The sequence below is a fragment of the Prochlorococcus marinus XMU1408 genome, from assembly GCF_003208055.1.
Taxonomy (GTDB): domain Bacteria; phylum Cyanobacteriota; class Cyanobacteriia; order PCC-6307; family Cyanobiaceae; genus Prochlorococcus_B; species Prochlorococcus_B marinus_A.
The window spans coordinates 70,103-92,792 of record NZ_QJUE01000004.1 but is presented as its reverse complement, the minus strand read 5'-3'; the positions used below and the strand labels follow the sequence as shown (position 1 = coordinate 92,792).

The 22,690-nt window shown below is 35.3% G+C and carries 23 protein-coding genes; 10 read left to right on the top strand and 13 right to left on the bottom strand.

Going from position 1 to position 22,690, the window contains the following annotated elements:
• Window positions 1-7: 7 nt before the first annotated feature.
• The 7 genes from DNJ73_RS06310 to DNJ73_RS06280 form a co-directional block, all read right to left on the bottom strand.
• Window positions 8-475: a SufE family protein gene (locus DNJ73_RS06310; RefSeq protein WP_158466870.1), complete on the bottom strand. Its 468-nt coding sequence runs from the start codon at window positions 473-475 to the stop codon at window positions 8-10.
• Window positions 476-517: 42 nt separating this feature from the next.
• Window positions 518-1,105: a 5-formyltetrahydrofolate cyclo-ligase gene (locus DNJ73_RS06305; protein WP_257473386.1), complete on the bottom strand. Its 588-nt coding sequence runs from the start codon at window positions 1,103-1,105 to the stop codon at window positions 518-520.
• 48 nt (window positions 1,106-1,153) lie between these two features.
• The gene (gene ruvC / locus DNJ73_RS06300; protein ID WP_158466868.1) at window positions 1,154-1,618 is read right to left on the bottom strand and encodes a crossover junction endodeoxyribonuclease RuvC; all 465 of its coding nucleotides are present in this window, start codon (window positions 1,616-1,618) and stop codon (window positions 1,154-1,156) included.
• On the bottom strand, window positions 1,619-2,707 hold the full coding sequence (gene bchI, locus DNJ73_RS06295) for a magnesium chelatase ATPase subunit I (protein WP_158466867.1): 1,089 nt from the start codon (window positions 2,705-2,707) through the stop codon (window positions 1,619-1,621).
• Between the two features lie 112 nt (window positions 2,708-2,819).
• Window positions 2,820-3,893 (bottom strand): serine hydrolase, encoded by a 1,074-nt coding sequence (locus DNJ73_RS06290; RefSeq protein ID WP_158466866.1) that lies wholly within the window; start codon window positions 3,891-3,893, stop codon window positions 2,820-2,822.
• 54 nt (window positions 3,894-3,947) lie between these two features.
• Complete coding sequence (locus DNJ73_RS06285; protein ID WP_158466865.1) at window positions 3,948-4,685, bottom strand: RNA methyltransferase; 738 nt, start codon at window positions 4,683-4,685, stop codon at window positions 3,948-3,950.
• A gap of 2 nt (window positions 4,686-4,687) precedes the next feature.
• Window positions 4,688-5,077 carry a c-type cytochrome gene (locus DNJ73_RS06280; protein WP_158466864.1) on the bottom strand — a complete coding sequence of 130 codons (390 nt, stop codon included), beginning with the start codon at window positions 5,075-5,077 and terminating at the stop codon, window positions 4,688-4,690.
• Window positions 5,078-5,133: 56 nt separating this feature from the next.
• On the opposite strand from DNJ73_RS06280, the gene petG reads away from it, so the two are divergent.
• Window positions 5,134-5,253 carry a cytochrome b6-f complex subunit V gene (gene petG / locus DNJ73_RS06275; RefSeq protein ID WP_011294783.1) on the top strand — a complete coding sequence of 40 codons (120 nt, stop codon included), beginning with the start codon at window positions 5,134-5,136 and terminating at the stop codon, window positions 5,251-5,253.
• Here petG and DNJ73_RS06270 read toward each other — a convergent pair.
• The 4 genes from DNJ73_RS06270 to DNJ73_RS06255 all read right to left on the bottom strand — a co-directional run bounded on the left by DNJ73_RS06270 (window position 5,201) and on the right by DNJ73_RS06255 (window position 8,227).
• On the bottom strand, window positions 5,201-5,836 hold the full coding sequence (locus DNJ73_RS06270; RefSeq protein ID WP_257473385.1) for an RsmD family RNA methyltransferase: 636 nt from the start codon (window positions 5,834-5,836) through the stop codon (window positions 5,201-5,203). The genes petG and DNJ73_RS06270 overlap by 53 nt on opposite strands.
• A gap of 1 nt (window position 5,837) precedes the next feature.
• Complete coding sequence (gene hisH, locus DNJ73_RS06265; protein WP_158466863.1) at window positions 5,838-6,467, bottom strand: imidazole glycerol phosphate synthase subunit HisH; 630 nt, start codon at window positions 6,465-6,467, stop codon at window positions 5,838-5,840.
• 56 nt (window positions 6,468-6,523) lie between these two features.
• Window positions 6,524-6,847, bottom strand: a complete 324-nt coding sequence (gene trxA, locus DNJ73_RS06260; protein ID WP_038653576.1) for a thioredoxin — start codon at window positions 6,845-6,847, stop codon at window positions 6,524-6,526.
• Between the two features lie 216 nt (window positions 6,848-7,063).
• Window positions 7,064-8,227, bottom strand: coding sequence for a GuaB3 family IMP dehydrogenase-related protein (locus tag DNJ73_RS06255; protein WP_158466862.1), 1,164 nt, complete (start codon window positions 8,225-8,227; stop codon window positions 7,064-7,066).
• Window positions 8,228-8,481: 254 nt separating this feature from the next.
• On the opposite strand from DNJ73_RS06255, the gene gyrA reads away from it, so the two are divergent.
• Window positions 8,482-11,100: a DNA gyrase subunit A gene (gene gyrA, locus DNJ73_RS06250; protein WP_158466861.1), complete on the top strand. Its 2,619-nt coding sequence runs from the start codon at window positions 8,482-8,484 to the stop codon at window positions 11,098-11,100.
• Window positions 11,097-12,341: a lycopene beta cyclase gene (crtL, locus tag DNJ73_RS06245; protein ID WP_158466860.1), complete on the top strand. Its 1,245-nt coding sequence runs from the start codon at window positions 11,097-11,099 to the stop codon at window positions 12,339-12,341. The genes gyrA and crtL overlap by 4 nt, the downstream gene beginning before the upstream one ends.
• Here crtL and DNJ73_RS06240 read toward each other — a convergent pair.
• The gene (locus tag DNJ73_RS06240; RefSeq protein ID WP_158466859.1) at window positions 12,338-13,903 is read right to left on the bottom strand and encodes a glycoside hydrolase family 57 protein; all 1,566 of its coding nucleotides are present in this window, start codon (window positions 13,901-13,903) and stop codon (window positions 12,338-12,340) included. The two genes, crtL and DNJ73_RS06240, sit on opposite strands and share 4 nt — an antisense overlap.
• A 323-nt stretch (window positions 13,904-14,226) precedes the next feature.
• Between DNJ73_RS06240 and DNJ73_RS06235 the strand changes: the two genes are divergently transcribed.
• From DNJ73_RS06235 to DNJ73_RS06225, 3 genes are all read left to right on the top strand, one after another.
• Entirely contained in the window at window positions 14,227-15,846 is a 1,620-nt protein-coding gene (locus tag DNJ73_RS06235) for a 2-isopropylmalate synthase (RefSeq protein WP_158466858.1), read from the top strand.
• Window positions 15,847-15,975: 129 nt separating this feature from the next.
• Window positions 15,976-16,215 (top strand): hypothetical protein, encoded by a 240-nt coding sequence (locus tag DNJ73_RS06230; protein ID WP_158466857.1) that lies wholly within the window; start codon window positions 15,976-15,978, stop codon window positions 16,213-16,215.
• Window positions 16,216-16,270: 55 nt separating this feature from the next.
• Window positions 16,271-16,660 carry a hypothetical protein gene (locus DNJ73_RS06225; protein ID WP_187152609.1) on the top strand — a complete coding sequence of 130 codons (390 nt, stop codon included), beginning with the start codon at window positions 16,271-16,273 and terminating at the stop codon, window positions 16,658-16,660.
• A 33-nt stretch (window positions 16,661-16,693) separates the two neighbouring features.
• Here DNJ73_RS06225 and DNJ73_RS06220 read toward each other — a convergent pair whose 3' ends face one another.
• A complete protein-coding gene (locus DNJ73_RS06220; protein ID WP_158466855.1) occupies window positions 16,694-18,781 on the bottom strand; it encodes an HDIG domain-containing metalloprotein in 2,088 nt (695 codons plus the stop codon).
• Window positions 18,782-18,850: 69 nt separating this feature from the next.
• Here DNJ73_RS06220 and folD point away from each other — a divergent pair, with 69 nt between their 5' ends.
• Genes folD through DNJ73_RS06200 form a run of 4 tightly spaced genes read left to right on the top strand, consistent with a single transcriptional unit; the run spans window position 18,851 to window position 22,679 of the window.
• Entirely contained in the window at window positions 18,851-19,762 is a 912-nt protein-coding gene (gene folD / locus DNJ73_RS06215) for a bifunctional methylenetetrahydrofolate dehydrogenase/methenyltetrahydrofolate cyclohydrolase FolD (RefSeq protein ID WP_158466854.1), read from the top strand.
• 42 nt (window positions 19,763-19,804) lie between these two features.
• Window positions 19,805-20,704 (top strand): geranylgeranyl diphosphate synthase CrtE, encoded by a 900-nt coding sequence (gene crtE / locus DNJ73_RS06210; protein ID WP_158466853.1) that lies wholly within the window; start codon window positions 19,805-19,807, stop codon window positions 20,702-20,704.
• Complete coding sequence (locus DNJ73_RS06205; protein ID WP_158466852.1) at window positions 20,701-21,216, top strand: divergent PAP2 family protein; 516 nt, start codon at window positions 20,701-20,703, stop codon at window positions 21,214-21,216. Before crtE ends, DNJ73_RS06205 begins: the two co-directional genes overlap by 4 nt.
• A complete protein-coding gene (locus DNJ73_RS06200; RefSeq protein ID WP_158466851.1) occupies window positions 21,213-22,679 on the top strand; it encodes an ATP-dependent RecD-like DNA helicase in 1,467 nt (488 codons plus the stop codon). Before DNJ73_RS06205 ends, DNJ73_RS06200 begins: the two co-directional genes overlap by 4 nt.
• Window positions 22,680-22,690 lie beyond the last annotated feature (11 nt).

The following is a 22,690-nucleotide window of genomic DNA, read 5'->3' as shown; positions in this document are numbered from 1 at the left end:
GAAAACTCTATTTATCTTTGCTAGAGCCTGTCAGTGAGAGGTTTTTTGCTTGAGCTTTCATTTTTAGGAATATGTTGAGAAATCCATTTGATCTTGATGGAGTCAAGGTTTTGCTTAGTCCTGTCATCTCAATGAATTTTTCATCTATTGAGAGTACTTCAAAAGGTGTTAAATCATTTAAACCTTTAACAAGAAAAGCTAGTAATCCTTTTGTTATGAGTGCGTCCGAATATCCTTTCCATTGGATTTTTCCATTGATCAGTATTCCAAAAACATAAACTTCTGAGATGCAGCCTTTTACTTTCGTAGATTCTAGATGAAGATCTTCAGTTAAAATTGGCAAACTTTTAGCAAGCCATAAAATATATTCATAGCGCCTTTTTGGGTCAGAAGTTGATTGTAGACGTTCTATAAGACTATCTAATGAATCACTTCCATATGTATTGATGAAAGATTTTTCTTTGATTTGAGTCACCTCGTCAGATCAAATAATTGTTTTATCTTAAACCCTAATTAATTATTTAGTTGCTTCAATTTGATGTAGACCTTTTTCGCTAATCCATCCGTTAAATGGCAAGTCCCATTCGTCTCGAGGCAAGGGTTCTTTAGATATGCAATTATTACTGATAACAACAAATGATGGTATTGAAAACCACAAATCTTTTTGACGAAGACGATCAAAATATCCACCGCCGTAACCTAATCTGTATCCCTCTTCATCAATAGCTATAGCTGGTACCAATAAAATAGAAATATCTTTAGGACTAAGATTACTTTCTTCAACTGGTGCTGGAATTCTATTAGAGTCAAGCTCTAATTGATTTTTTGACCATGGATGATAATTTATACCTTTAATTTTAGAACTCGAAGGTAAAGCAACTTTTTGATTATTAATCTCTCTTATAAATCTTATATCAACTTCACCCTTTAAAGGCCAATAAATCCCTATATATTTTTCTTCATAATTATTTTTCTTTAAGAGTAATTGTAATGCTTGTTTGACATTGGATTTTATTTTCTTATGTATTATAGATGAATTAGAATAACGTATTAAATTATATTTCCTTCTTTTTATTTCTTTTTCTGATAGAAGAGATTCATTCATTTTTTTTATTTTTTGACATAGAAAAGTATATTTTTAAGTTATATTTAATTATTGAAGATATATTCCAGTAAGTGCAATCGCTAGAGCATCTGCAGCATCATCAGGTTTGGGCGGGGAATCGATATTAAGATCGTACATAACTGATTTTAATACCTCATTTTTATCTGAATGACCATAACCAGTCACAGCAAGTTTGATTTGCATTGGTGGGAATTCTTGAATCGAAAGATTGTGCTTTCCTAATGTCATCATTATTACTCCGCGAGCTTGAACAACACTTATTGTCGTACTTGAGCGGTAGAAAAAAAATTTTTCTACCGCTGCATATTTTGGATCCCATTTGTTAATAATTGAACTTAAGTCTTTGGATATTTCTAAAAGCCTTCTTTCTTCTTTTTGTGATGATTGAGTTTCTATAATCCCGCAATCGAGCATTATTTTTTTTCCTTCTATGTCATCAATAATTCCATAACCCACTCTTGCAAGCCCTGGATCTATTCCTATGATTCTCACTTAATTTGTTGAAGCAAGTTCAAATTCTGAAACGTCATTACTTTCATTTCTCTCAAATACTTTGCAAAAAGCTTTTATTACTCTATCTCCAGAATCTACTTGCTCGAGTGGATCTTTTCGAAGTCTATGTCTTAAAGCTGTTGAGACGACACGAGCGATATCTTCTTCAGTGACCTCTTTCCTTCCCTCAAATGCTGCAAGAGCTCTCGCGGCCCTATTAGTAACGATATCTCCCCTAAGTCCATCAACATCAAGTTCTCCACAAACAGCAGAGATCCTTAGTCTTAGATCCTCATCGATGCTGACCTCATTAAGTAAATTTTGAGCGTCAACAACTTTCTGTTGAAGGGCTTCCTGATTCCCTTGAACCGAATCGCTAAAGGCGTCAGGATTATTATCAAAAGAGGTACGTTGATCAACAACTTGAACACGAAGTTTGGCTTCTCTTACCGTTCTTACCTCTACACTCATTCCAAAACGATCAAGTAACTGCGGCCTTAATTCTCCTTCTTCAGGGTTACCTGAACCAATAAGAACAAATCTAGCTGGATGACGAACAGAAATTCCTTCTCTTTCAACTGTATTCCATCCTGAGGCAGCAGAATCTAGAAGAACGTCCACAAGATGATCATCTAATAAGTTAACTTCATCTACATAGAGTAAGCCTCTATTGGCTTTAGCTAGAAGACCTGGTTCAAAAGCTCTAACACCCTCACTTAGAGCTTTTTCAATATCAATAGTTCCACAAAGTCTATCCTCAGTAGCTCCTAAAGGTAGATCTACCATCGGCACTTGTTTCTCAGCTTTTTGAATATCACTTCCTTGTTCCATTCTCTCTCTTACATCATTGCTTTGAAGATCTGGATCATCAAGAGAGCTGTTATAGGGATCGCCCTCAACGACTTCAATAGCAGGCAAAAGATCAGCTAATGCACGTATGGTAGTGGACTTACCAGTGCCTCTATCTCCCATTATCATCACTCCGCCAATTCTGGGGTCAATAACATTTAGAAGAAGAGCCAGCTTCATTTCCTCCTGCCCAATCACTGAAGTGAAAGGAAAAACTCTGCGTTTTCTAGTTGAACTCACTTTCTTATTACCAGTAACAAGATTGTTTCACAAGCAGGTCTCTTTAGATTGATAAAGTTCAAAAAAAAAAATGATAATGAAAATCAATCTTTTTAAATTAGTCAGTAAAAATCTAATTTGTTTTTGTTGGTTTTTGATCTTGCTGTAAAAAAGGTACTAACTCTGCCGATAAGTTTCTTATCAACTCAGGTGATCTCGGATCGTTAAACGGACCCTTAACTATAAAACTTGCAAATGCCTTTGATTTGTAAGGTGTTTGGATTAATGCAGTATCTGAATATGAGATTCCAATATCACCAGTTTTGTTAAGAACCAAATACCCCCTTAATGAAAGATGATAGTCAGTGTCTTGAGTCTTTTTCTCAAGGCCTCTTAAGATGCCAGTTGGTATTAAAGTGTTTGTTTTTGATTTTTGCATAATTTCTCTATAAATATCTCTGGAGTCAGTCTTAAGTAGATAACCACCATCCACAAGAGCCATTGCTAAAGAAAGATCTTTGGTGGATGTAAGATTTGTGCCACTTAGATCAGGAAGAAAATTATTAATTTTCGTATTTTTTAATCCAATCTCTTTGAATTTTTGATTAACTTTATCAATCCCACCTAATCGCTTTATTAGTAAATTAGTTGCTGTATTATCGCTAACTCTAATCATTTCAGAAGCCACCTCAAAAACTGGAAATTCTTGCCCGATTTTTTGGAAAGCCATCCAGCCTGAACCGCTACCAATAGTATCTTCTGTAAGAATTAATTTTTCATTCCATAATATTTCACCTCTATCTAACATTGTAAGTAAAACAATTAGAATTGGAACTTTAATACTACTTGCTGCTGCAAGTCTTATGTCAGATTTTATCTCTGCATAAACTTTATTATCTAATGAAATAAAAAAGCAACTAACATATAGATCTGGATTTTTAATTATTAGATTCTCCCATTTATTAATTAGTTCTTCTAGGCTTTGAAACTTGTCTAACTTATTATTATAAAAAGATAATAAATTAGAATTTTTATTTTTAATTTCTTTTTCAATAGATCTCCTCGATTTACCTACTAAATTAATTGTTCTAGTTGTTTTATTGTTATGATTAATGGGACCAATAATTCTTAATAAGCTACCAAGTAAAACCGATAAGCTAATGCTGGTTAAAAAAATATTCGTAATTACTTTGAAATAACTTTTCACTTTATATACAAGATAATATATATTCTTCCCATTTATTGTAGCTATTTATTTTAATTAATGATTTTTATTTTTAATTGCCCACCTGGCTTGGCTAATTATTCCTCTAATTAGTGCAACTTCATCATCATTCACCTCGGCTCTTAGAAGTAATTTTTTTATTTTTGCCATTTTTGCTTTATAAGTATGTTTCATCAAGAAACCAATATCTAAAAATAGACTACCTGCATCATTAATACAATCTTCTAACTTAATTAGATTAGAAGGATAGTTTATTATTTTATTGGGTTTTAACAAATCAAATTCATTTAATAGATTGAATTGATGAAGAACAATAGCTACTGCATGTGAAAGATTTAGTGATGGATAATTTTTGCTTGTATTAAGACTAATGACTTTATTTGCTTTTAGTAGTTCTTCATTCGTTAAACCTCGATCTTCTCTTCCGAAAACTAAAGCTATTGTCTCTTCTCTTTCTGATTCAATTGCCCAGTAAAGTGCATCTTTATTTGAATTAAGAGGAATTTCTCCATGCTCTTTTCTTCCGCAAGTAGCAATAACTCTTGAGCAGTCTGAAAGTGCTGAATTTAGATCATTATATATTTTTGCTTCTTCTAATTTTTTTAATCCTTTTACAGCCATTTTTTTTGCTTCTAGAGCTAAATAATCGCACTTTGGAGAAACTAGTCTTAATTCATTAACATTAAAGTTTTCACATAGTCTTGCAACGCTTCCAATATTTATTGTTCCTGCGGGTTCAACAAGAATTACTTTTACAGTCTTTTTAATAATCACTTTTAATTAAGAGAGTGCATATATGCCAATAGATCTGCCATTGATTGAGGTTCAATATCAAAACTTGGCATTGGAGGGGTCAAGCCTCGAATAACTTGATTAATGATTTTTTTATCACTCAATTCTTGGGTTGCTTCGTGGAGATCAGGTCCCACTAATCCTTGTGCGGAAATACCATGACAACCTACACAATTGATTTTGAATAATTTGCTTCCAGTTGAGGTTTCACCTTGAAGAGATAAAGTTTGAATTATGAAAGGATCTTGCTTGAAATTTTCAAATGTCCAAAGAAAGATTAGTAATGCAGCAGTAGCAATAAATAATAGGAATATTTTCCAAGAGCTAATCTTTTGGTTTTGATCTATTAATGCTTTTGATGACGGAGTATTCACTAAAACCTCTTTGACATGAAAGAATTGTTAGTAGAACTTTTAAAAAACTCGAGCAAATGATTGAGCCCCTTTTATGTGGGATTGTTCTTGGACTAGTTCCAATTACATTATTAGGCCTTTTTGTTAGTGCATGGAATCAGTATCGTCGAAGTAGTTCAATGCCTGATTGGGAGTAAGAAAAAGAAGAGTGGTTTTTCCATAAGATTTCTCTTTATTTAACTCCCATCCATTATGTATTCTTGGCAGTGATTTTGACGAGCATTCGCATATCAATGTTGATGATTTTTTAATCCATTGCATTGTCAATAAAAGTTCTTGAGAAATTTCGTATATTTCTGAATCGTATGGAGGGTCAAGAAAAACAAAATCAAATCTTTGCTCAGAAGTTGGAGAATTTTTAATAAATCCAATATTTTTATTGCTTGGCCCATTTCTTAGAAATGAGATCACCTCTTTACATATGACTTCAATGTGAGAGTTATAATTAAGGGTATTCAATACATTTAGGAGGTTTTTTTTGCATATATGAGCTGTTGCTCTTTGTTTCTCAATTGCAAGTATACGCTTTCCACCTTTTTGAAGGACTTCACATGCCATTGATCCACTTCCACTACAAAGATCTAGCCAACTAGCTTCTTCAAGTTTGTTCCCTAGAATATTAATTATTGCCTCTCTTACTTTTGAAGTGGTAGGTCTTGTCTTTTGATTTAAAGGACTTAATATTCTTTTTCCAGATAAGAGTTTTATTGTTCCTTTCAAACTAATATTTACCTTTTCTCAACCAATTAATCCAATTTAAAATAAGTTTTTGCCCTGCTATACCAGATTTTTCAGGATGAAATTGACAGGCGCCAGTATTTTTATGCCAGACAATTGATGAAAAGTCAGTTTCACCAAATTTTGTAGTAGCTACAGTGTTTTTTTGTTCTAAAGGGCATGCTGAGTATGAATGTACGAAATACATCCAATTACTATCAGTAAAATTTTCTAAAATAGGACACTCATTTATTTTGTTAATAGGTGACCAACCAATATGAGGAATTCTTTCATTTTGTTCTTCAGGTAATTTATGTATGTGCCCTTTTATAACTCCTAAACCATTTAAAATCCCTTCATCACTGCTTTCGAATAACAGCTGTAAGCCTAAACATATCCCAAGAAGAGGTTTACCATTATTAACCCAATCGATTATTGAAGGTATTAAGTCAGTATTTCTTAAATTTTTCATTGCAGGATCAAAAGCACCTACTCCAGGAAGAATTAAAGCATCACAGAGGTTTAGTCTTTTAATATCTGAAACTATTTCTAAAGGTTGATTAAGCCTTTTAAATGCTTGTTGAACTGAAAAAAGATTACCCATTCCATAATCTATTAATCCAATTTTTGCCAATAGATTTACCTAAAGAATCATTTGAGTGGAATTAAAACTAATTTAAAAATTTGTCTTTAAAGATGCTTGGAGATTGTGCCAGAAAGAGTTGCTTTTGGTACTGCCCCAACAACAGTGTCTACTTTTTGTCCACCTTTAAAGATCATCAAAGTTGGAATGCTTCTAATTCCATACTGACTAGCAACATTGGGGTTCTCGTCAGTGTTTAGTTTGAAGACTTTTATTTTGCCTTCGAAATCTTTTGAGATTTCTTCAACAATGGGGGCAACCATTCGGCAAGGTCCACACCAAGGTGCCCAAAAATCAACCAAAACAGGAACATCACTCTGGAGGACTTCTTGTTCGAAGGAGGAATCAGTTACAGCAGAAGCAGTGGACATACCTTAGAGGTCTTAAGAACTAGATCATAACAATTGTATTTTGCCTATAAAAAGTTTTGCTGCCATTTTTAAATGAAGTTTGAATATTGTTTTGTTTTTTTTGAATAAGAAAAACCCGAACAAGTCGGGCGTTTTTGTGTGTGAGGAGTGTGAGAGCAAAGGCTCTCACTACTCAATTCTAACCTTTGTATTTAATTCTGAAATCTTTCAGTATCTTTATTTACCCATTCCAAGTTGTTGTGCTTTTTGGTAAACCTTTCCTTCTGTTAACAAAGAAGGTGCAACAACTATTTCAACCTTTTGCATTTCCTTGATATTTGTTGCTCCTAGAGTTCCCATGGAGGTTTTGAGTGCTCCTAATAAATTGTGGGTTCCATCATCAAGAATTGCGGGGCCACAAAGAATACTTCTTAAACTACCGGTAGTTCCAACTCTGATTCTTGTCCCTCTAGGAAGAACTGGACTTGGAGTTGCCATACCCCAATGAAAACCTTTTCCAGGAGCTTCTTGTGATCTTGCAATTGGAGAACCAATCATCACTGAATCAGCACCACAAGCTATACATTTGCAAATATCTCCACCAGTGATAATCCCACCATCAGCAATGATTGGAACATATTTCCCACTTTCTTTTTGAAAGTCATCTCTTGCTGATGAGCAATCAGCAATAGCAGTCGCTTGAGGAATACCAACTCCCAGTACACCCCTTGAGGTACATGCGGCACCTGGTCCGATTCCAACCATTACAGCTGCTGCGCCAGCTCTCATAAGTTTCAAAGAAACCTCATAAGTAACGCAATTCCCTACTGCCACAGGTATTCCAATGTTTTTACAAAGATCGTAAAGATCAAGATTTTGACTACCTTCTTTGCCTAAATGTTCTGTTGAAACTACAGTTGCCTGAAGAAAAAATAGATCAGCGCCAGACTTTTTAATTAAATCTCTAAACTTAATTGCAGCTAATGGTGTTCCGCTTACAGCCGCAATTCCACCTCCTTCTTTTATTTCTTGAATTCTTTTTAAAATTAATTCTTCTTTGATCGGTTGCTTATAAATTTCTTGCATTAAAGGAACAAATTCCTCTTTTCCAGTTGATCGGATTTTATTTAAAACAGGCTCTGGATCTTCATATCTAGTTTGAACACCCTCAAGATTTAAAACACCAAGAGCTCCAATCTTTGATAAGGAAACTGCCATATTTACATCAACAACTCCATCCATCGCACTAGCAATGATTGGAATATCTCTTCCTATCCCTCCTATTTCCCAATTTGTTTTTGTTATTTCGGGATCAACTGTTCTGGTACCTGGGACCAATGCGATTTCATCGATTCCGTATGCTCTTCGAACAGTTTTGGTGCGTCCTAGTTGAAAATTCACACCTAAATTATATAAGTTCTCGTCAAACTACCAACTGAAGTGCCAAATTGAGCAAATGTTGGGAATAGATAATCAAGATTTTGCTTATTTTTTCTGTTTGAGTAGATGTTTTAGGCAAGCTCGCCAGAAAATTTATTTCATGATTTTGTTATTGGTGATTTGATTAGAGGTGATTTACTTTCAGATATATGGTTATTTTCTTTAAAAGGTTTCTTAATGCTCAGATGTTCATATAATTGGTAAAACACTTATACATGGCTGATCCATTGGGACCTAATAGCACTGGTCCCGGGGAATCCGTTGAACGGATCATCCAGACTGATTTAAGAAACGAAATGTCGCGTTCCTACTTGGAATACGCGATGAGTGTGATTGTTGGCAGGGCTTTACCTGATTCAAGAGATGGACTTAAGCCAGTTCATCGAAGAATTCTCTACGCTATGTATGAACTAGGTCTAACTAGTGATAGGCCATACAGGAAATGCGCGCGTGTCGTTGGAGAGGTTTTAGGAAAGTATCATCCGCATGGTGATACTGCTGTCTATGACGCGTTAGTCAGGATGGCTCAGGACTTTTCAATGCAAATGCCTCTTATTGATGGGCATGGGAATTTTGGATCTGTTGATAACGATCCACCTGCGGCTATGAGATATACCGAATCCAGATTGCAATCTTTAACGACTGATAGCTTGCTTGAAGATATTGAATCAGAAACAGTTGATTTTGCAGATAACTTTGATGGATCTCAGCAGGAACCGACTGTATTGCCGGCAAGAATTCCTCAACTGTTATTAAATGGTTCTTCTGGAATAGCCGTAGGTATGGCAACTAACATACCTCCTCACAACTTGGTTGAATTGATTGATGGATTGATGGCTTTAATTTCCAATCCTGACTTAGAAGAAAAAGAGCTTATGAATATAATTAAAGGTCCTGACTTTCCTACGGGTGGTCAGATACTTGGTCGAAGCGGAATTAAGGAAACATATCTTTCGGGTAGAGGTTCAATAACAATGCGAGGAGTTGCTGAAATAGAAACTGTTGAAAATCCAGGCAGGCCAGATAGAGATGCTGTGATAATTACTGAACTTCCATATCAAACAAATAAAGCAGCATTAATAGAACGAATAGCTGATATGGTCAACGATAAGAAACTTGAAGGCATTGCAGATATAAGAGATGAAAGTGATAGAGATGGAATGAGAATTGTTGTTGAATTAAGAAGAGATTCATATCCTCAAGTTGTACTAAATAACTTATTTAAGCTCACTCCTTTGCAGACAAATTTTAGTGCAAACATGCTTTCATTAGTTAATGGTGAGCCGGTTATATTGTCACTTAGAAAGATGTTGCAGGTGTTTTTAGATTTTAGAGTAGAAACTATTGAAAAAAGAACAAAATACCTATTGAAGAAGGCAGAAAATAGAGATCATATATTATTAGGATTGCTATTGGCTTTAGATCAATTAGATGAAATAATTAATCTTATTAGGTCAGCATCTGATTCTGCAACTGCTAAAAAGAAATTACAAGAACTTCATGGCCTAACTGATATTCAGTCTGATGCCATTTTGCAGATGCAGTTAAGACGACTTACCGCTTTGGAGGCCGATAAAATAAGACTTGAACATGAGGACTTAGTGAAGAGAATAATAGATTTAAAAGATATTTTAAATAGAAAAGAGAGAGTCTTTGAAATAACAAAACTAGAATTAAATGAACTAAAAGAAAAATATAATTCTCCAAGAAGAACCAAAATTCTTGATCTAGGAGGAGGCCTTGAGGATATCGATTTGATTGCGAATGAAAGATCAGTGGTTTTGCTAACTGAGACTGGATATTTAAAAAGGATGCCTGTTAATGAATTTGAAGCAACAAGTCGAGGAACAAGGGGTAAAGCAGGAACCCGAAGCCAAGGAGAGGAAGAGGTGAAAAAATTTATTAGTTGCAATGATCATGACAGCCTTCTTCTCTTTAGCGATAGAGGTGTTGCATACGCTATTCCCGCTTATAGAGTCCCTCAATGTAGTAGGACTGCTAAAGGGACTCCTATTGTTCAATTACTTCCAATTCCAAGAGAAGAGGCAATTACTTCATTGCTCTCTGTGAGTTCTTTTGATGATGAAAACTATTTATTAATGCTTACAAGGGGTGGTTTTATTAAAAGAACACCTCTTTCCGCTTTTAGCAAAATCAGAGCAAACGGATTAATTGCAATAGGTCTAGAGGATGGAGATGCTTTAACCTGGGTACGTTTAGCCGAATCAGACGATAGTGTTTTGATTGGTTCCAAAAATGGAATGACGATCCATTTTAGATTAAATGATTCAGAATTACGATCTTTAGGTAGGACAGCAAGAGGGGTTAGATCAATGAATTTGAAGGACGGCGATTCTCTTGTAAGTATGGATGTTTTATCTACTGAGTTGGCTGATCATGTTGATAAAAGTGAAGAACAGTCACCTGAGGATGATTCGTCAGTATTAGAAGGCCCTTGGGTACTTGTTGCATCAGCAAGTGGACTAGGTAAAAGAGTGCCCGTTACACAATTTCGCTTGCAAAAGAGAGCAGGCATGGGATTAAGAGCAATAAAATTCAGAAAAGTTGGTGATGAACTTGTGGGTTTAAGAGTTTTAGGTAAAGGAGCTGAATTATTATTAGTTAGCGAAAAAGGAGTAATTGTTAGAACTAGCGCGGATAAAATATCACAACAATCAAGAGCGGCAACAGGGGTAAGAATTCAGAAGTTAGACGATGGAGACAAATTATCGGAGGTTGTTTTAGTCCCTCCTGAACAAATTATCGATGATGAGGAAAAAGAATCATCCTCAATTAATCAATCAATAAATACTGATTCAATTTCAAAAAATTGAAATCATTTAATTGTGCTGATGTTTTAGTTATGGGGGCAGGACCTGCTGCTCTATGTATTACTTCAGAGTTGGTTCGACAAGGATTGGATGTTCAGGCAATTGCTTCTAAGTCTCCTTTAGAGCCTTGGCCTAACACATATGGTATCTGGGCCTCTGAACTTGAGTCTTTAAATATGGAGGAATTATTAAAATACAGATGGAATGATACTGTGAGTTTTTTTGGAGATGGATTAAGTAATCAGGGGAATACTTGCACAAATCATTATTTAGATTATGGACTTTTAAATTTAAATAATTTTCAGGAAGCTCTTCTTGAAAGATGCAATGGACTTTCGTGGCAGGTTGAAACGGTGGAGAATATAACTTTTAGCGAAAAAGAAACAGTTGTTATATGCTCGTCTGGAAAAAAATATTTCGCCAGGCTAGTAATTGACGCGAGTGGTCATAAATCTCCTTTTATTAGACGGCCTGAGCATAATGAAATTGCGAAGCAGGCGGCATATGGAGTTGTTGGAAAATTTAGTTCTGCCCCAGTTGAAAAGAATCGTTTTGTTTTAATGGATTTCAGACCCGACCATTTAAATCCAAAACAATTAAAAGAGCCACCTTCTTTTCTTTATGCCATGGACTTGGGAGATGGAAGTTATTTTGTTGAAGAGACATCCTTGGCTTGTGCACCTCCAGTTTCATTTGAATTATTAAAAGCAAGATTAAATTCTCGACTTTCGAGCAAAGGAATTCAAATTGAGGAAATAATCCATGAAGAACATTGCCTCTTTCCTATGAATTTGCCATTGCCTTATAGAGATCAACCTCTTTTGGCTTTTGGTGGTTCAGCTAGTATGGTTCACCCTGCCTCGGGATATCTTGTCGGATCCCTTTTAAGACGAGCACCTTCATTAGCAAAAGAGATTGCAAGAGTTATAAAAAAAGATCCTCATATGCCTACTTCTCTGATAGCCAGAAGAGGATGGCAGACGCTCTGGACTCCTGAATTAGTTCAAAGACATCGTCTTTATCAGTTTGGGCTTCAAAGACTAATGAGTTTTAATGAATCCCTTTTAAGATCTTTTTTTGATACTTTTTTTAAATTACCAAGAAAAGATTGGTATGGATATCTAACTAATACACTTCCTTTGCCAAGACTTTTTATTGTTATGCTCAGACTATTTTCTATTGCTCCATTAAAAGTCAGATTAGGAATGCTTGGCTTAATAATAAAAAAGAAAGATAAAATTTAGATTTTCTTTTTCCAATCAATTGGAGAAATTAATGGGAATATACAATCTTCTCTTTCTACGGTTTTGAGAAAATTAGGCTCAATAATTTTATTATTTTTAATTGCATTAATTAACATCCAAAATCTTTTAATATGTAAATTTATTCTTTCTCGGGCGAGACCAGTCGTAGTACCAGCTTTTAGAATGAAACTCCAATCTGAGGATTGACATAATAAAAGTTCTCTTGCAGCTTGCTTAATGATTTTGATATTTGATTCTTTTTGTATACCTTTTGAACAAATATTAACCATCTCTCTTCCCGCTTTACTCCACTCATGAACAATCCAAGCATTAGAATCATTCAACCAATAATTATGAAAGCCACCTTGCCCCCAGCTTGATGGAGAAGGATTGCATAATTGGAGTTGATTGTTTATTTGAAGAGATTCTTTTAGCGTAATTAAATTAATACCTTCTTTTTTTGATTTAATAAATAATTGCGAGAGAAACTGCGGCCCTTCAAACCACCAATGACCAAAAAGTTCTGCATCAAAGGGAGCTATTAATAATGGTTCTATGATCATGGATTTTTCTAGTTTAATAAGTTGTCTTTTTCGATCCTTTAAATAATTCTCGGCATCTTTCTCAACCATTGCTTGAGCTGCTATTGGGTCATATTGTTGTTTCTTTTCTAAAGATGTGTTTTTAGATGAAATTTTAAATAATTTAATGCCTAGAGGTCTTTTCTCATTAATTCCTATTTTTTTTAGGTTTTCGATTGATAAATCCCACCCTAAATCTCTATGGAATTCTCTGTAGTTTGGATTTCCTGGATATCCATCTCTAGCAGACCAGACTGGAAGCGTTGATTCACTATCTCTACCAAAAAAAGCTACACCTTTACTAGTGCAAATAGGGGCATATAAACCATATCTTGGCCTTGGATATGCATTCAACAATCCATGTCCATCAAGAACAGCATATCTAAGGCCTGCTTCAGCCATTAATTCATCTAAACCCTCGTAATAGGCACATTCAGGCAACCAAATACCCAATGGCGGATTTTTGAAAAGTCGCTTATGCTCCCTCACGGCAGTTTTCAATTGTCCCCGCACAGCCTCAGGGTTTTCTCTTAAAAGAGGAAGATATCCGTGAGTGGCTGCACAAGTAAGAATGTCAATAACTTCTGAGATCTGTAATTTTTCAAATCTCCCAATTAAATCTCCCTGACAGCTATTCCAGCTCGCTAATTGGTCTTTAAAGTGATTTTTTAGATGAAGAGCGGCTTTTTTATTATCTGTGTTTAATGATTCGAGTACTTCTAACCTTATATTTACCCATTCTTTGAAACGATTTTTTAAAACTTCATCTTCCAATAAGGAAAGTAAAGTAGGCGAGAGACCTATTGTGATTTTTGGAAATTGTTCTTTTGAATTGTAGGCTTCTTCTAATGTTCTTAAAAGAGGAAGATAGCATTCTACAAGAGCTTGAAAGAACCAATCCTCCTCAAGTGAGCCAGGTTCTTCTGATCTCACGAAAGGTAGATGGGCATGCAGGACTATGGCGAGATTGCCTTTAGCCATTGAAATTTCCAGATTGTTGGATTTGATTCTTAGATACTTATACTCTTTAACCGCATAAGAATAGATGAATCTTAAGTTATCATATAAATCTAGTAAAAATAGATACTAAAAAATAATTAATTTATATATTTATTATTTAAGTTTTAAATTTTGGAATAGATATTAAATCTTATATTTCTAATAGTTAAAATGTAGAATATATAAAATTCAAACAAAATAGTTAGAAACTTAATATTTTTTCTAGTAAATAGAATTATTTATACTATAATTTAATTAATTAATTCAGATCTTAAAAGGTCTAATTATTTTTATATATTTATTCTATGGCCAAAGACCCGGGCCGAGTTTTGATTTTCGACACCACATTAAGGGATGGAGAACAATCCCCTGGTGCTAGCTTAAATTTAGAAGAAAAGTTAGCCATAGCTCAACAATTAGCAAGATTAGGCGTAGATGTGATTGAGGCAGGATTCCCTTTCGCCAGTGCAGGTGATTTTGCCGCAGTTCAGAAAATTGCTGAGCAAGTTGGTGGTGAGGAAGGTCCAATTATTTGTGGACTTTCTAGGGCCTCTAAATCTGATATCAAGGCTTGTGCGGATGCAATTGCTCCAGCCCCTAAAAAAAGGATCCATACCTTCATTGCAACAAGTGATATTCACCTTGAACATAAATTAAGAAAATCTAGAAAAGAAGTTCTTGAAATTGTCCCAGACATGGTTAGCTATGCAAAAAGTTTTGTAGATGATGTCGAATTCTCTTGCGAAGATGCAGCTAGAAGTGATTTGGACTTTTTGTATGAAGTAATCGAATTAGCTATCTCTTCAGGGGCTAATACTATAAATATTCCAGATACAGTTGGTTATACCACCCCTTCTGAATTTGGAGATCTGATATCAAGTATCAATATAAATGTTCCGAATATTAATGAAGCGGTTATTTCAGTGCATGGGCATAACGACTTAGGACTTGCCGTCGCAAATTTCCTTGAAGCTGTAAAGAATGGTGCTAGGCAACTTGAATGCACTATTAACGGAATTGGGGAAAGAGCCGGTAATGCTGCATTAGAAGAATTGATTATGGCTCTTCATGTTAGAAGGTCATACTTTAATCCTTTCTTTGGACGAGAAGCTGAATGCCCAACACCTTTAACAGCAGTTAGAACGGAAGAGATAACAAAGTCTTCTCGATTGGTTTCAAATTTAACTGGTATGGTCGTTCAGCCAAATAAAGCAATTGTTGGGGCAAATGCTTTTGCTCATGAATCTGGAATCCATCAAGATGGGGTATTAAAAAATAGGCTTACTTATGAAATTATCGATGCAAAAACAGTTGGTTTGACTGACAACAAAATTTCTTTAGGTAAATTGAGCGGTAGAAGTGCAGTTCGGGCTAGGCTAGAGGACCTTGGATATGATTTGAATAGAGAAGATCTTAATGATGCTTTCGCTAGATTTAAGGATTTAGCTGATAGAAAAAGAGAAATAACAGATAGAGATTTAGAGGCAATTGTTAGTGAACAAGTTCAACTCCCAGAAGCTCTATTTCAACTGAAATTGGTTCAAGTAAGTTGTGGTACATCTTTAAAACCCACGGCTACAGTAACTGTAATTGGCGAAGAAGGAGAGGAAAAAACTTCTGTATCTACTGGTACAGGGCCTGTTGATGCAGTAGTAAGAGCTTTAGACTCTCTTACTGAAGAACCAAATGAGTTGATTGAATTCTCTGTAAAGTCAGTTACGGAAGGGATAGATGCTTTAGGAGAAGTAACTATTCGAATTAGAAGGGATGGAAATCTTTTTTCAGGTCATTCCGCTGATACTGATGTTGTAGTTGCAGCTGCACAAGCTTACATTAATGCTCTTAATAGATTGGTCGCTGCTAAGGGAAGAAAATCTATTCATCCACAACATGACTTGGCGCAAATAGAAAGAAAAGGAGTTTGATAAAAAAATTTATTTTTTACAGTTCCTTCGAATAGATGATTTGTTTTCAGTAAATTTTTTGAGAAAAATCGCCTTAAGGTTTAAAAGAATGTTTAATATATGTTGTGACGATTTGAAAGGCGCACATAAATGGCTTTAAGAAGAACCATCTATCGACTTACTGGGCTTGATGGTGCACCTCATCATGTCCTAGACGCTCCTTATGAAAGTATTGATGCTGCACTTCGAGCCGCAAATTCATGGTGCGATGGCCAAGGGTTGAGATGCACAATTAAAGATCGAGGTATTGGTGTTCAAGTGCTTGCAGGGAACGGCACATGGAGAACAGTTTGTTATCCATCTAATTGTTTGCAAACTGCTCTTATTTAAAATAAATTATTAGTCTTACTCTTATGATTTTATTTAAGACAATATTTTTTTATAAATGAGTTCAGGAATGCGCGGATACTGGACGCTTACATGGTTTGGTTTGATTTCAAATACAATCGCAATTCCTTTTATTGCTTATGTTGTTGGATCAGGTCCTCCTCTTCAAGTTGCTAATATAACCCTTGCTATTAGTCTTGCTTGGCCAGCTGCAATAACTGGGATAGTTGCATCAGCAGGTTTATTCGCTCAAAGAGGATGGGGAGTGATTTTATCAATAGTAGCTTTGTCAATGACTCTTTCAGGTACTCTGCCATATGGAATAATCAGATTAATAAGAGTAAAAGATTATTTTGGTATTAGCGGCTTATCATTATTAATTGCTTTGCTTAATTTATTTGCTTTGCTTTACTGGTGTAGAAGAGGCCATAGACGCATTAGACTCTGATTAGACTGTCATTTCAATAATATTTTTAGTTTTTTATCTTGGATTAAAGCTTGGATATTTTAATCTTCTATGCCGCATTCTTCTCCACACTGATACAAAGGCTCTAAGTATTATCTCTATTTCTGCCCTTGTCAGACTGCTTTCTTTTAATTGGCCATCTAGCTGACGAGATTGAATTATTTTCCTAACTGTTTTGCATGCATCACTATCAGAAGAGGATGCGTCTAGTGATCTCAATGCTGCTTCGCAACCATCTGCAAGCATAAGAATGCCAGTTTCTTTGGAGTGAGGAATAGGTCCTTTGTATCTGAAACTTTTTTCAGAGGCAGAAGGATCACTTTCTCTAGCTTTGTGAAGGAAATATCCCATTTTAAGCGTACCTTGATGTTCTGGAATGAAATCAGCAATGGGTGATGGAAGTCGATATCTTCTTGCAAGTTTTAACCCTTCATCTACATGGGCTTGAAGTATTTCGGCACTTTTATAAGGGTTTTTGATTTCTTCATGTGGGTTAATACCATCTCGCTGATTTTCAATAAACCAGTTGGGTGCATGTAGTTTTCCAACATCATGATATAGAGCCCCTGTTCTTATTAAGTCAACATCAGCTCCAATTACTCTTGCTCCTTCTTCAGCAAGACTCAAAATTGTTAGAGTATGTTCAAATGTTCCTGGTGCTTCTCTAGATAATCTCCGCAGTAACGGTCTTTCTTGATCAGAGAGTTCCATTAATCTTGCTCTTGTGAGTAAACCAAAAGTATTTTCTAATATAGGAATAATTAATATTGTTATCATTAGCATTGCACTAATGATAAGTGTCTCATTGAAGAGAGAATTAGTATCAAAAGATAGGTTGTTAAATTCTATATTTTCTTCTTTAATTATTTGATTAAATATAAACCATTGTCCTAATAAAGCTCCAAAAGGTATAAATACAGCTATCTGAAGAACTTGAGCACGACTTCGCATCCTTCTTCCTAAAAATGCAATAAAAGAACCAGCTATACAAGCAATTATTAGTCTAACTTCACTTAGTTCATTAAGAGAGGTTGGCCAAATTAGACTAGCTGACGCCATCCAAGCTAATGATGTTGTCGTACCTATTCCTTGAGAAAGAAGTAGCGTAGGTGGTAATATTAACTGCAATGGACTGGCTATTGGAACAAGCCAATTTTTTGTTAGTTGGACTACAAATAATAAAGTTAAAGAAAGTAGTCCATGCCTTGCCTTAAGTCTAGGCTTTTCTCTTCTCATAATCATAAGAAGCAATCCGCAGCATCCCAAAGATTCAGAGAATGTTATTAACCATTTTAATGGCCTAGGGCTTCTACTAACTTTGTTGAAATGTTCTAAAACATCAAATTGTTGTGAACTAATGATCTCTCCTTTTCTTGTGATTGTTCCACCTTCTTTAACATCTATTGTATTTATATTTTCTTCATTAATTAAATTGTCGAGCAATAGATTTGTTTTTAAAGAATCAACCTTTAAATTACTTTTTTGATAAAAAGAGTTTGATAAAATTTTTGCACCTAATGATCTATTTGGTGAATCTTTTGATCCTAGATCTATTAATTGTTGTGATGAAGCTTCATTTAGTTGCTCAAAAGCGAGTGTATTAATAATTCCTTGAGAAAGCATTTTAATCGAAGCTTTTTTTATTTCTTCTTCCCATATTTTCCATTCTCCATCAGAAACTTTAATTAGCCAGTTTCTTTCTAAATTAGATAGGCTATATTTATTAATTCCTATCTCAAAATCAGGATCTTTCAGTAATCGAAGTTCTTCGATTTGTCTAATAACATATTTTTCTAAACTATTAGATTGGTTTTTATCGATAACTTGTACAAATTTCTCGTTTAAACCTTTTCTTTTTTCTTTTAATGCTTGAGTATCTATTACTTTTGCATTTTTTGGAGCTATTTCATTGAATGGAGCGATATCTCCTGGTTTGAGATCGGGAACAGCAAGTAACTTATAACTTGAAATTATTGCTACTAATAGGCATACCATTAGTAGACCTAACTTGTCAGTGGAAGACCAGCGAAGTATTGGGCGTCTGGGGGATTGACTCCCTAACCATATTCTCCAAATTTTTTTTGGACTGGGTAACTTAGCCACAGACTTTTTCACCTAAACACAAATCTAGGTTTAATGGGTTGATCAATTGAAATTGTATTCGTTTTATTTATGGCAAACATTTTAGATGGAAAAAAACTTGCTCAGGAAATTGAGCTTATACTTCAACAGACTATCGAATCTGGACTAGAAGTTGCGAAACGTTCACCAGGCCTTGCAGTTATAAGGGTCGGTAACGATCCTGCAAGTGGAGTTTATGTGAATTACAAGGAGAAAGCATGCCAAAGAATAGGTGTAAAGAGTTTTGCTAAACATTTAAAAGAAGATATTTCGTTGGAGGAACTAATAGAAATTATTAAAGGGTTGAATGATGAAGACAAAGTTGATGGGATTTTGTTGCAACTTCCATTACCGTCTCATCTTAATGAAGCCTGTTTGCTTAGCAGAATAAATCCTGATAAGGATGCTGATGGATTACACCCTTTGAACCTTGGACTATTAATAAAGGGAGAGAAAGGACCTAGATCGTGTACGCCTGCTGGAGTAATGGCTCTTCTAAAAAGGAATCATATCGAAATTGAAGGTAAACGAGCAGTAGTAGTTGGAAGAAGCATCCTTGTGGGGAAGCCAATGGCTTTAATGCTTGAAGCTGCTAATGCGACTGTCACGATTGCTCATTCAAGAACTAAAGATTTACCTTCTTTGACTAGAGAAGCTGATTTAATTGTTGTAGCTGCTGGTAAACCCTATCTAATTGGGGAAGAACACATAAGAGAGAATTCCATAGTTATTGATGTAGGCATTCATAGACTTCCTTCTGTTAAAAAGAATTTGCAAAAAAGTGAAAAAACTAAACTTTGTGGAGATGTAAAGATATTTGAAATTGAAAATAAAGTAGCTGCTTATTCTCCAGTCCCTGGCGGCGTGGGGCCTATGACAGTAACAATGCTTCTAGCAAATACAGTTGATAGGTGGCAGAAACATTGTGGATTACCTTTAACTATTAGTCATTTACTTCCATGAATCACAATGTCCTGAGAGAATTGATAGGAATCGATTTTTTGCATGCAGGAAGCAATCGCTTCTTTTGACTTCGCTGAGTATCTAGAGAAATCTAGGACTCAAGTTGAAGATGCGCTAGATGCGTCTCTAGGCCCTGAAAAGCCAGAAAAATTAAGAGAATCTATGCGTTATTCCCTTTTGGCCGGGGGGAAAAGGTTAAGGCCGATACTTTGTCTTGCTGCTTGTGAACTTGCTGGAGGTGAGATTGAAAAAGCTCTCCCTACTGCAGTTGCTCTAGAAATGATTCATACAATGTCTCTTATCCATGATGACCTACCTTCAATGGATAATGACGATCTTCGTAGAGGGCGACCTACAAATCATAAAGTCTACGGGGATGCAGTAGCCATACTTGCTGGAGATGCGCTTTTGACAAGAGCCTTTGAGATGGTATCAATACGAACAAAGGGTGTTTCATCAGAAAGACTTTTAAAAGTGGTCGGAGAACTTTCTTTAGTTGCAGGTGCTCCTGGACTAGTTGGTGGACAAGTAGTTGATCTAGATTGTGAGGGTAAGGAAGTAGATTTAGAAACCTTAGAATATATTCATCTTCATAAAACAGGAGCTTTGCTTAAAGCATGCGTAACTTGCGGAGCATTAATTGGTGGAGCAGATGAGAAGCTTTTGGAAGCATTACGTGTATATGCAAGAGGTATTGGTTTGGCATTTCAAATAATTGATGACATTCTTGATGTGACAGCAAGTAGTGAAATATTGGGTAAAACAGCTGGTAAAGATTTAATTGCAGACAAGACTACTTATCCCAAATTACTTGGTCTTGATGAATCAAGAAAGAGAGCAGATTCTTTAGTGGATCAAGCAAAAAATGCTCTTAAGCCTTGGTCAGATAAATCAAAACCTCTACTTGCATTGGCTGATTACATAACAAACAGAGATAGATGAATATTAATCCAGCTTTAGAAAATCAATTTGTTTTTATTCTTGATAATGCAGTCTTGGCATGGGGTCTAGCTGCATGTGGTCTTGCTCAATTGTCTAAATTATTATTTGAATTAATTTTCAAGCAAAGGTGGCGTCCATCTGTGCTGATAGAAACAGGAGGTATGCCTTCAAGCCATTCGGCTTTAGTAACAGGAACAGCTGCAGGCGTTGGACTTCAGCTCGGTTTTGATGATCCTCTATTTGCTTTGGCGTCAACGATTGCTTTTATAGTGATGTATGACGCTTCTGGAATAAGAAGATCGGCAGGCTTGACTGCAGCAAAAGTAAATCAGATTTCAAAAATTAATTTCAATGAATCATCCTCCGAAACCACTTTAAAAGAATCTTTGGGGCATACAAAAATAGAGGTTTTAGTGGGAAGTCTTCTGGGCCCCAGTGTTGCCTTGCCAGGTATTTTATTTATTGGATCCCCTTTGCATCTTTTGCAAATGATTGGATTATTTTCTGTGTGAAAGAAATAAAAATAAATGCTGATAAAGTTGTTTTAACTAAGGATCAAGAAAAATCTCTTGAATTATTTTGTGAATGGTTGAAGACCCCATATTCCTTTAAACCCTTTGTAATGAAAGGTTTTGCTGGCAGCGGAAAAACCTATTTATCTATGAAATTTTTAAAAAAGGTTGATGACCTGGGTTTGTGTTGGACTGTAGTTGCACCTACTCATAAAGCTGTCGGTGTACTAAGAGAGGGTTTAAGAAATGAAGCTATTCAACCTACATGGTTTCCCTCTACTATTCACCGTTTGCTTCGACTTAAATTAAAAAGACAAGCAGATATAGAAATATGTGAAAGAACAGATCAAACCGAGAGCTCTTTGGAGAATTTAGGACTTGTTTTAATTGATGAAGCATCAATGATTGATGCCACATTATTAGAAATCACTCTTGAATGTGCTAGATGCAATTCGACACGTTTGGTCTTTGTTGGAGATCCTGCTCAACTTCCCCCAGTTGGAGAAAGTTTTAGCTCAGTTTTTTTGATGAAACGAGCAGTTAATACTGAACTCAAGGAAGTTGTTCGTCATCAAGGACCTGTTTTGAAATTGGCAAAAATTATTAGAGATGGCGAAATCCCTTGTCATCAGCCACCAATTTTGCCAATTATTAATTCTAAAAAAGGTAATGTTGGAATATTAGATAGAAAAAATTGGCTCGAAAAGGCAAAGGTTTCATTGAGGCAATCATCTTTAGAGGATGATTATGATCAAGCAAGAATTTTGTGCTACACGAATCGAATTGTTGATAATTTAGTCCCTCATGCAAGAAGAGCTATTCATGGCGATATGGCTGATCAATATCAGGTTTTGCCTGGAGAGGTTTTAATTAGTCGTAAGGCTGTAATGATAAATGCCTCATTGAATGAAAGTGAGATTGGGGAAGAACCAGATATTTTGATTAGTTCAAATAGAGAGATGATTGTAGAAGATGTAATACCTAATAGTTTTGACTTGGCTTCTTTAGGAATCCATAATGATTTTGAATATTCTTTGCCTATCGTTGAAACTCAGGTAGTTAAGGTTGTTACTTGCGATCAAAAAGAATTTTCTTTGAGGTTAATGCCTCAAATAGGATCTAAATCTCGTATTGATTTAGACTTTGCTTTGAATGAATTGAGTAAACAGGCGCGAGAGAAAGGGAAGAAAAATAGTCCTTTGATCTGGAAACTTTTCTTTTTTATTAGAGATTCATTCGCTTCATTAGGTCCTGCTTCAGTCCTTACAATTCATAGGAGTCAAGGAAGTACATTTGGCGAAGTTTTCATTACCTCTGATGTCTTTTGGCCTAAAGATCTTGAATTTAGAAGACGTCTTGTATATGTGGCTGTTAGCAGAGCAAGTAAAGCAGTTTGGATCGTTGGTGATGATAAAAAAAACAACAAGTATCAAACTATTTTAGAAAAATTATTAATCGATTAGGTTTTAAACCT

Bases quoted from the DNA above. Each gene is read 5' to 3' on its own strand.
- trxA (WP_038653576.1), bottom strand. From the start codon at position 6,847: ATGTCCACTGCTTCTGCTGTAACTGATTCCTCCTTCGAACAAGAAGTC.
- DNJ73_RS06235 (WP_158466858.1), top strand. From the start codon at position 14,227: ATGGCCAAAGACCCGGGCCGAGTTTTGATTTTCGACACCACATTAAGG.
- crtE (WP_158466853.1), top strand. From the start codon at position 19,805: ATGCAGGAAGCAATCGCTTCTTTTGACTTCGCTGAGTATCTAGAGAAA.
- gyrA (WP_158466861.1), top strand. From the start codon at position 8,482: ATGGCTGATCCATTGGGACCTAATAGCACTGGTCCCGGGGAATCCGTT.
- DNJ73_RS06240 (WP_158466859.1), bottom strand. From the start codon at position 13,903: ATGGCTAAAGGCAATCTCGCCATAGTCCTGCATGCCCATCTACCTTTC.
- petG (WP_011294783.1), top strand. From the start codon at position 5,134: ATGATTGAGCCCCTTTTATGTGGGATTGTTCTTGGACTAGTTCCAATT.
- DNJ73_RS06205 (WP_158466852.1), top strand. From the start codon at position 20,701: ATGAATATTAATCCAGCTTTAGAAAATCAATTTGTTTTTATTCTTGAT.
- DNJ73_RS06225 (WP_187152609.1), top strand. From the start codon at position 16,271: ATGAGTTCAGGAATGCGCGGATACTGGACGCTTACATGGTTTGGTTTG.
- folD (WP_158466854.1), top strand. From the start codon at position 18,851: ATGGCAAACATTTTAGATGGAAAAAAACTTGCTCAGGAAATTGAGCTT.
- DNJ73_RS06305 (WP_257473386.1), bottom strand. From the start codon at position 1,105: ATGAATGAATCTCTTCTATCAGAAAAAGAAATAAAAAGAAGGAAATAT.
- DNJ73_RS06230 (WP_158466857.1), top strand. From the start codon at position 15,976: ATGGCTTTAAGAAGAACCATCTATCGACTTACTGGGCTTGATGGTGCA.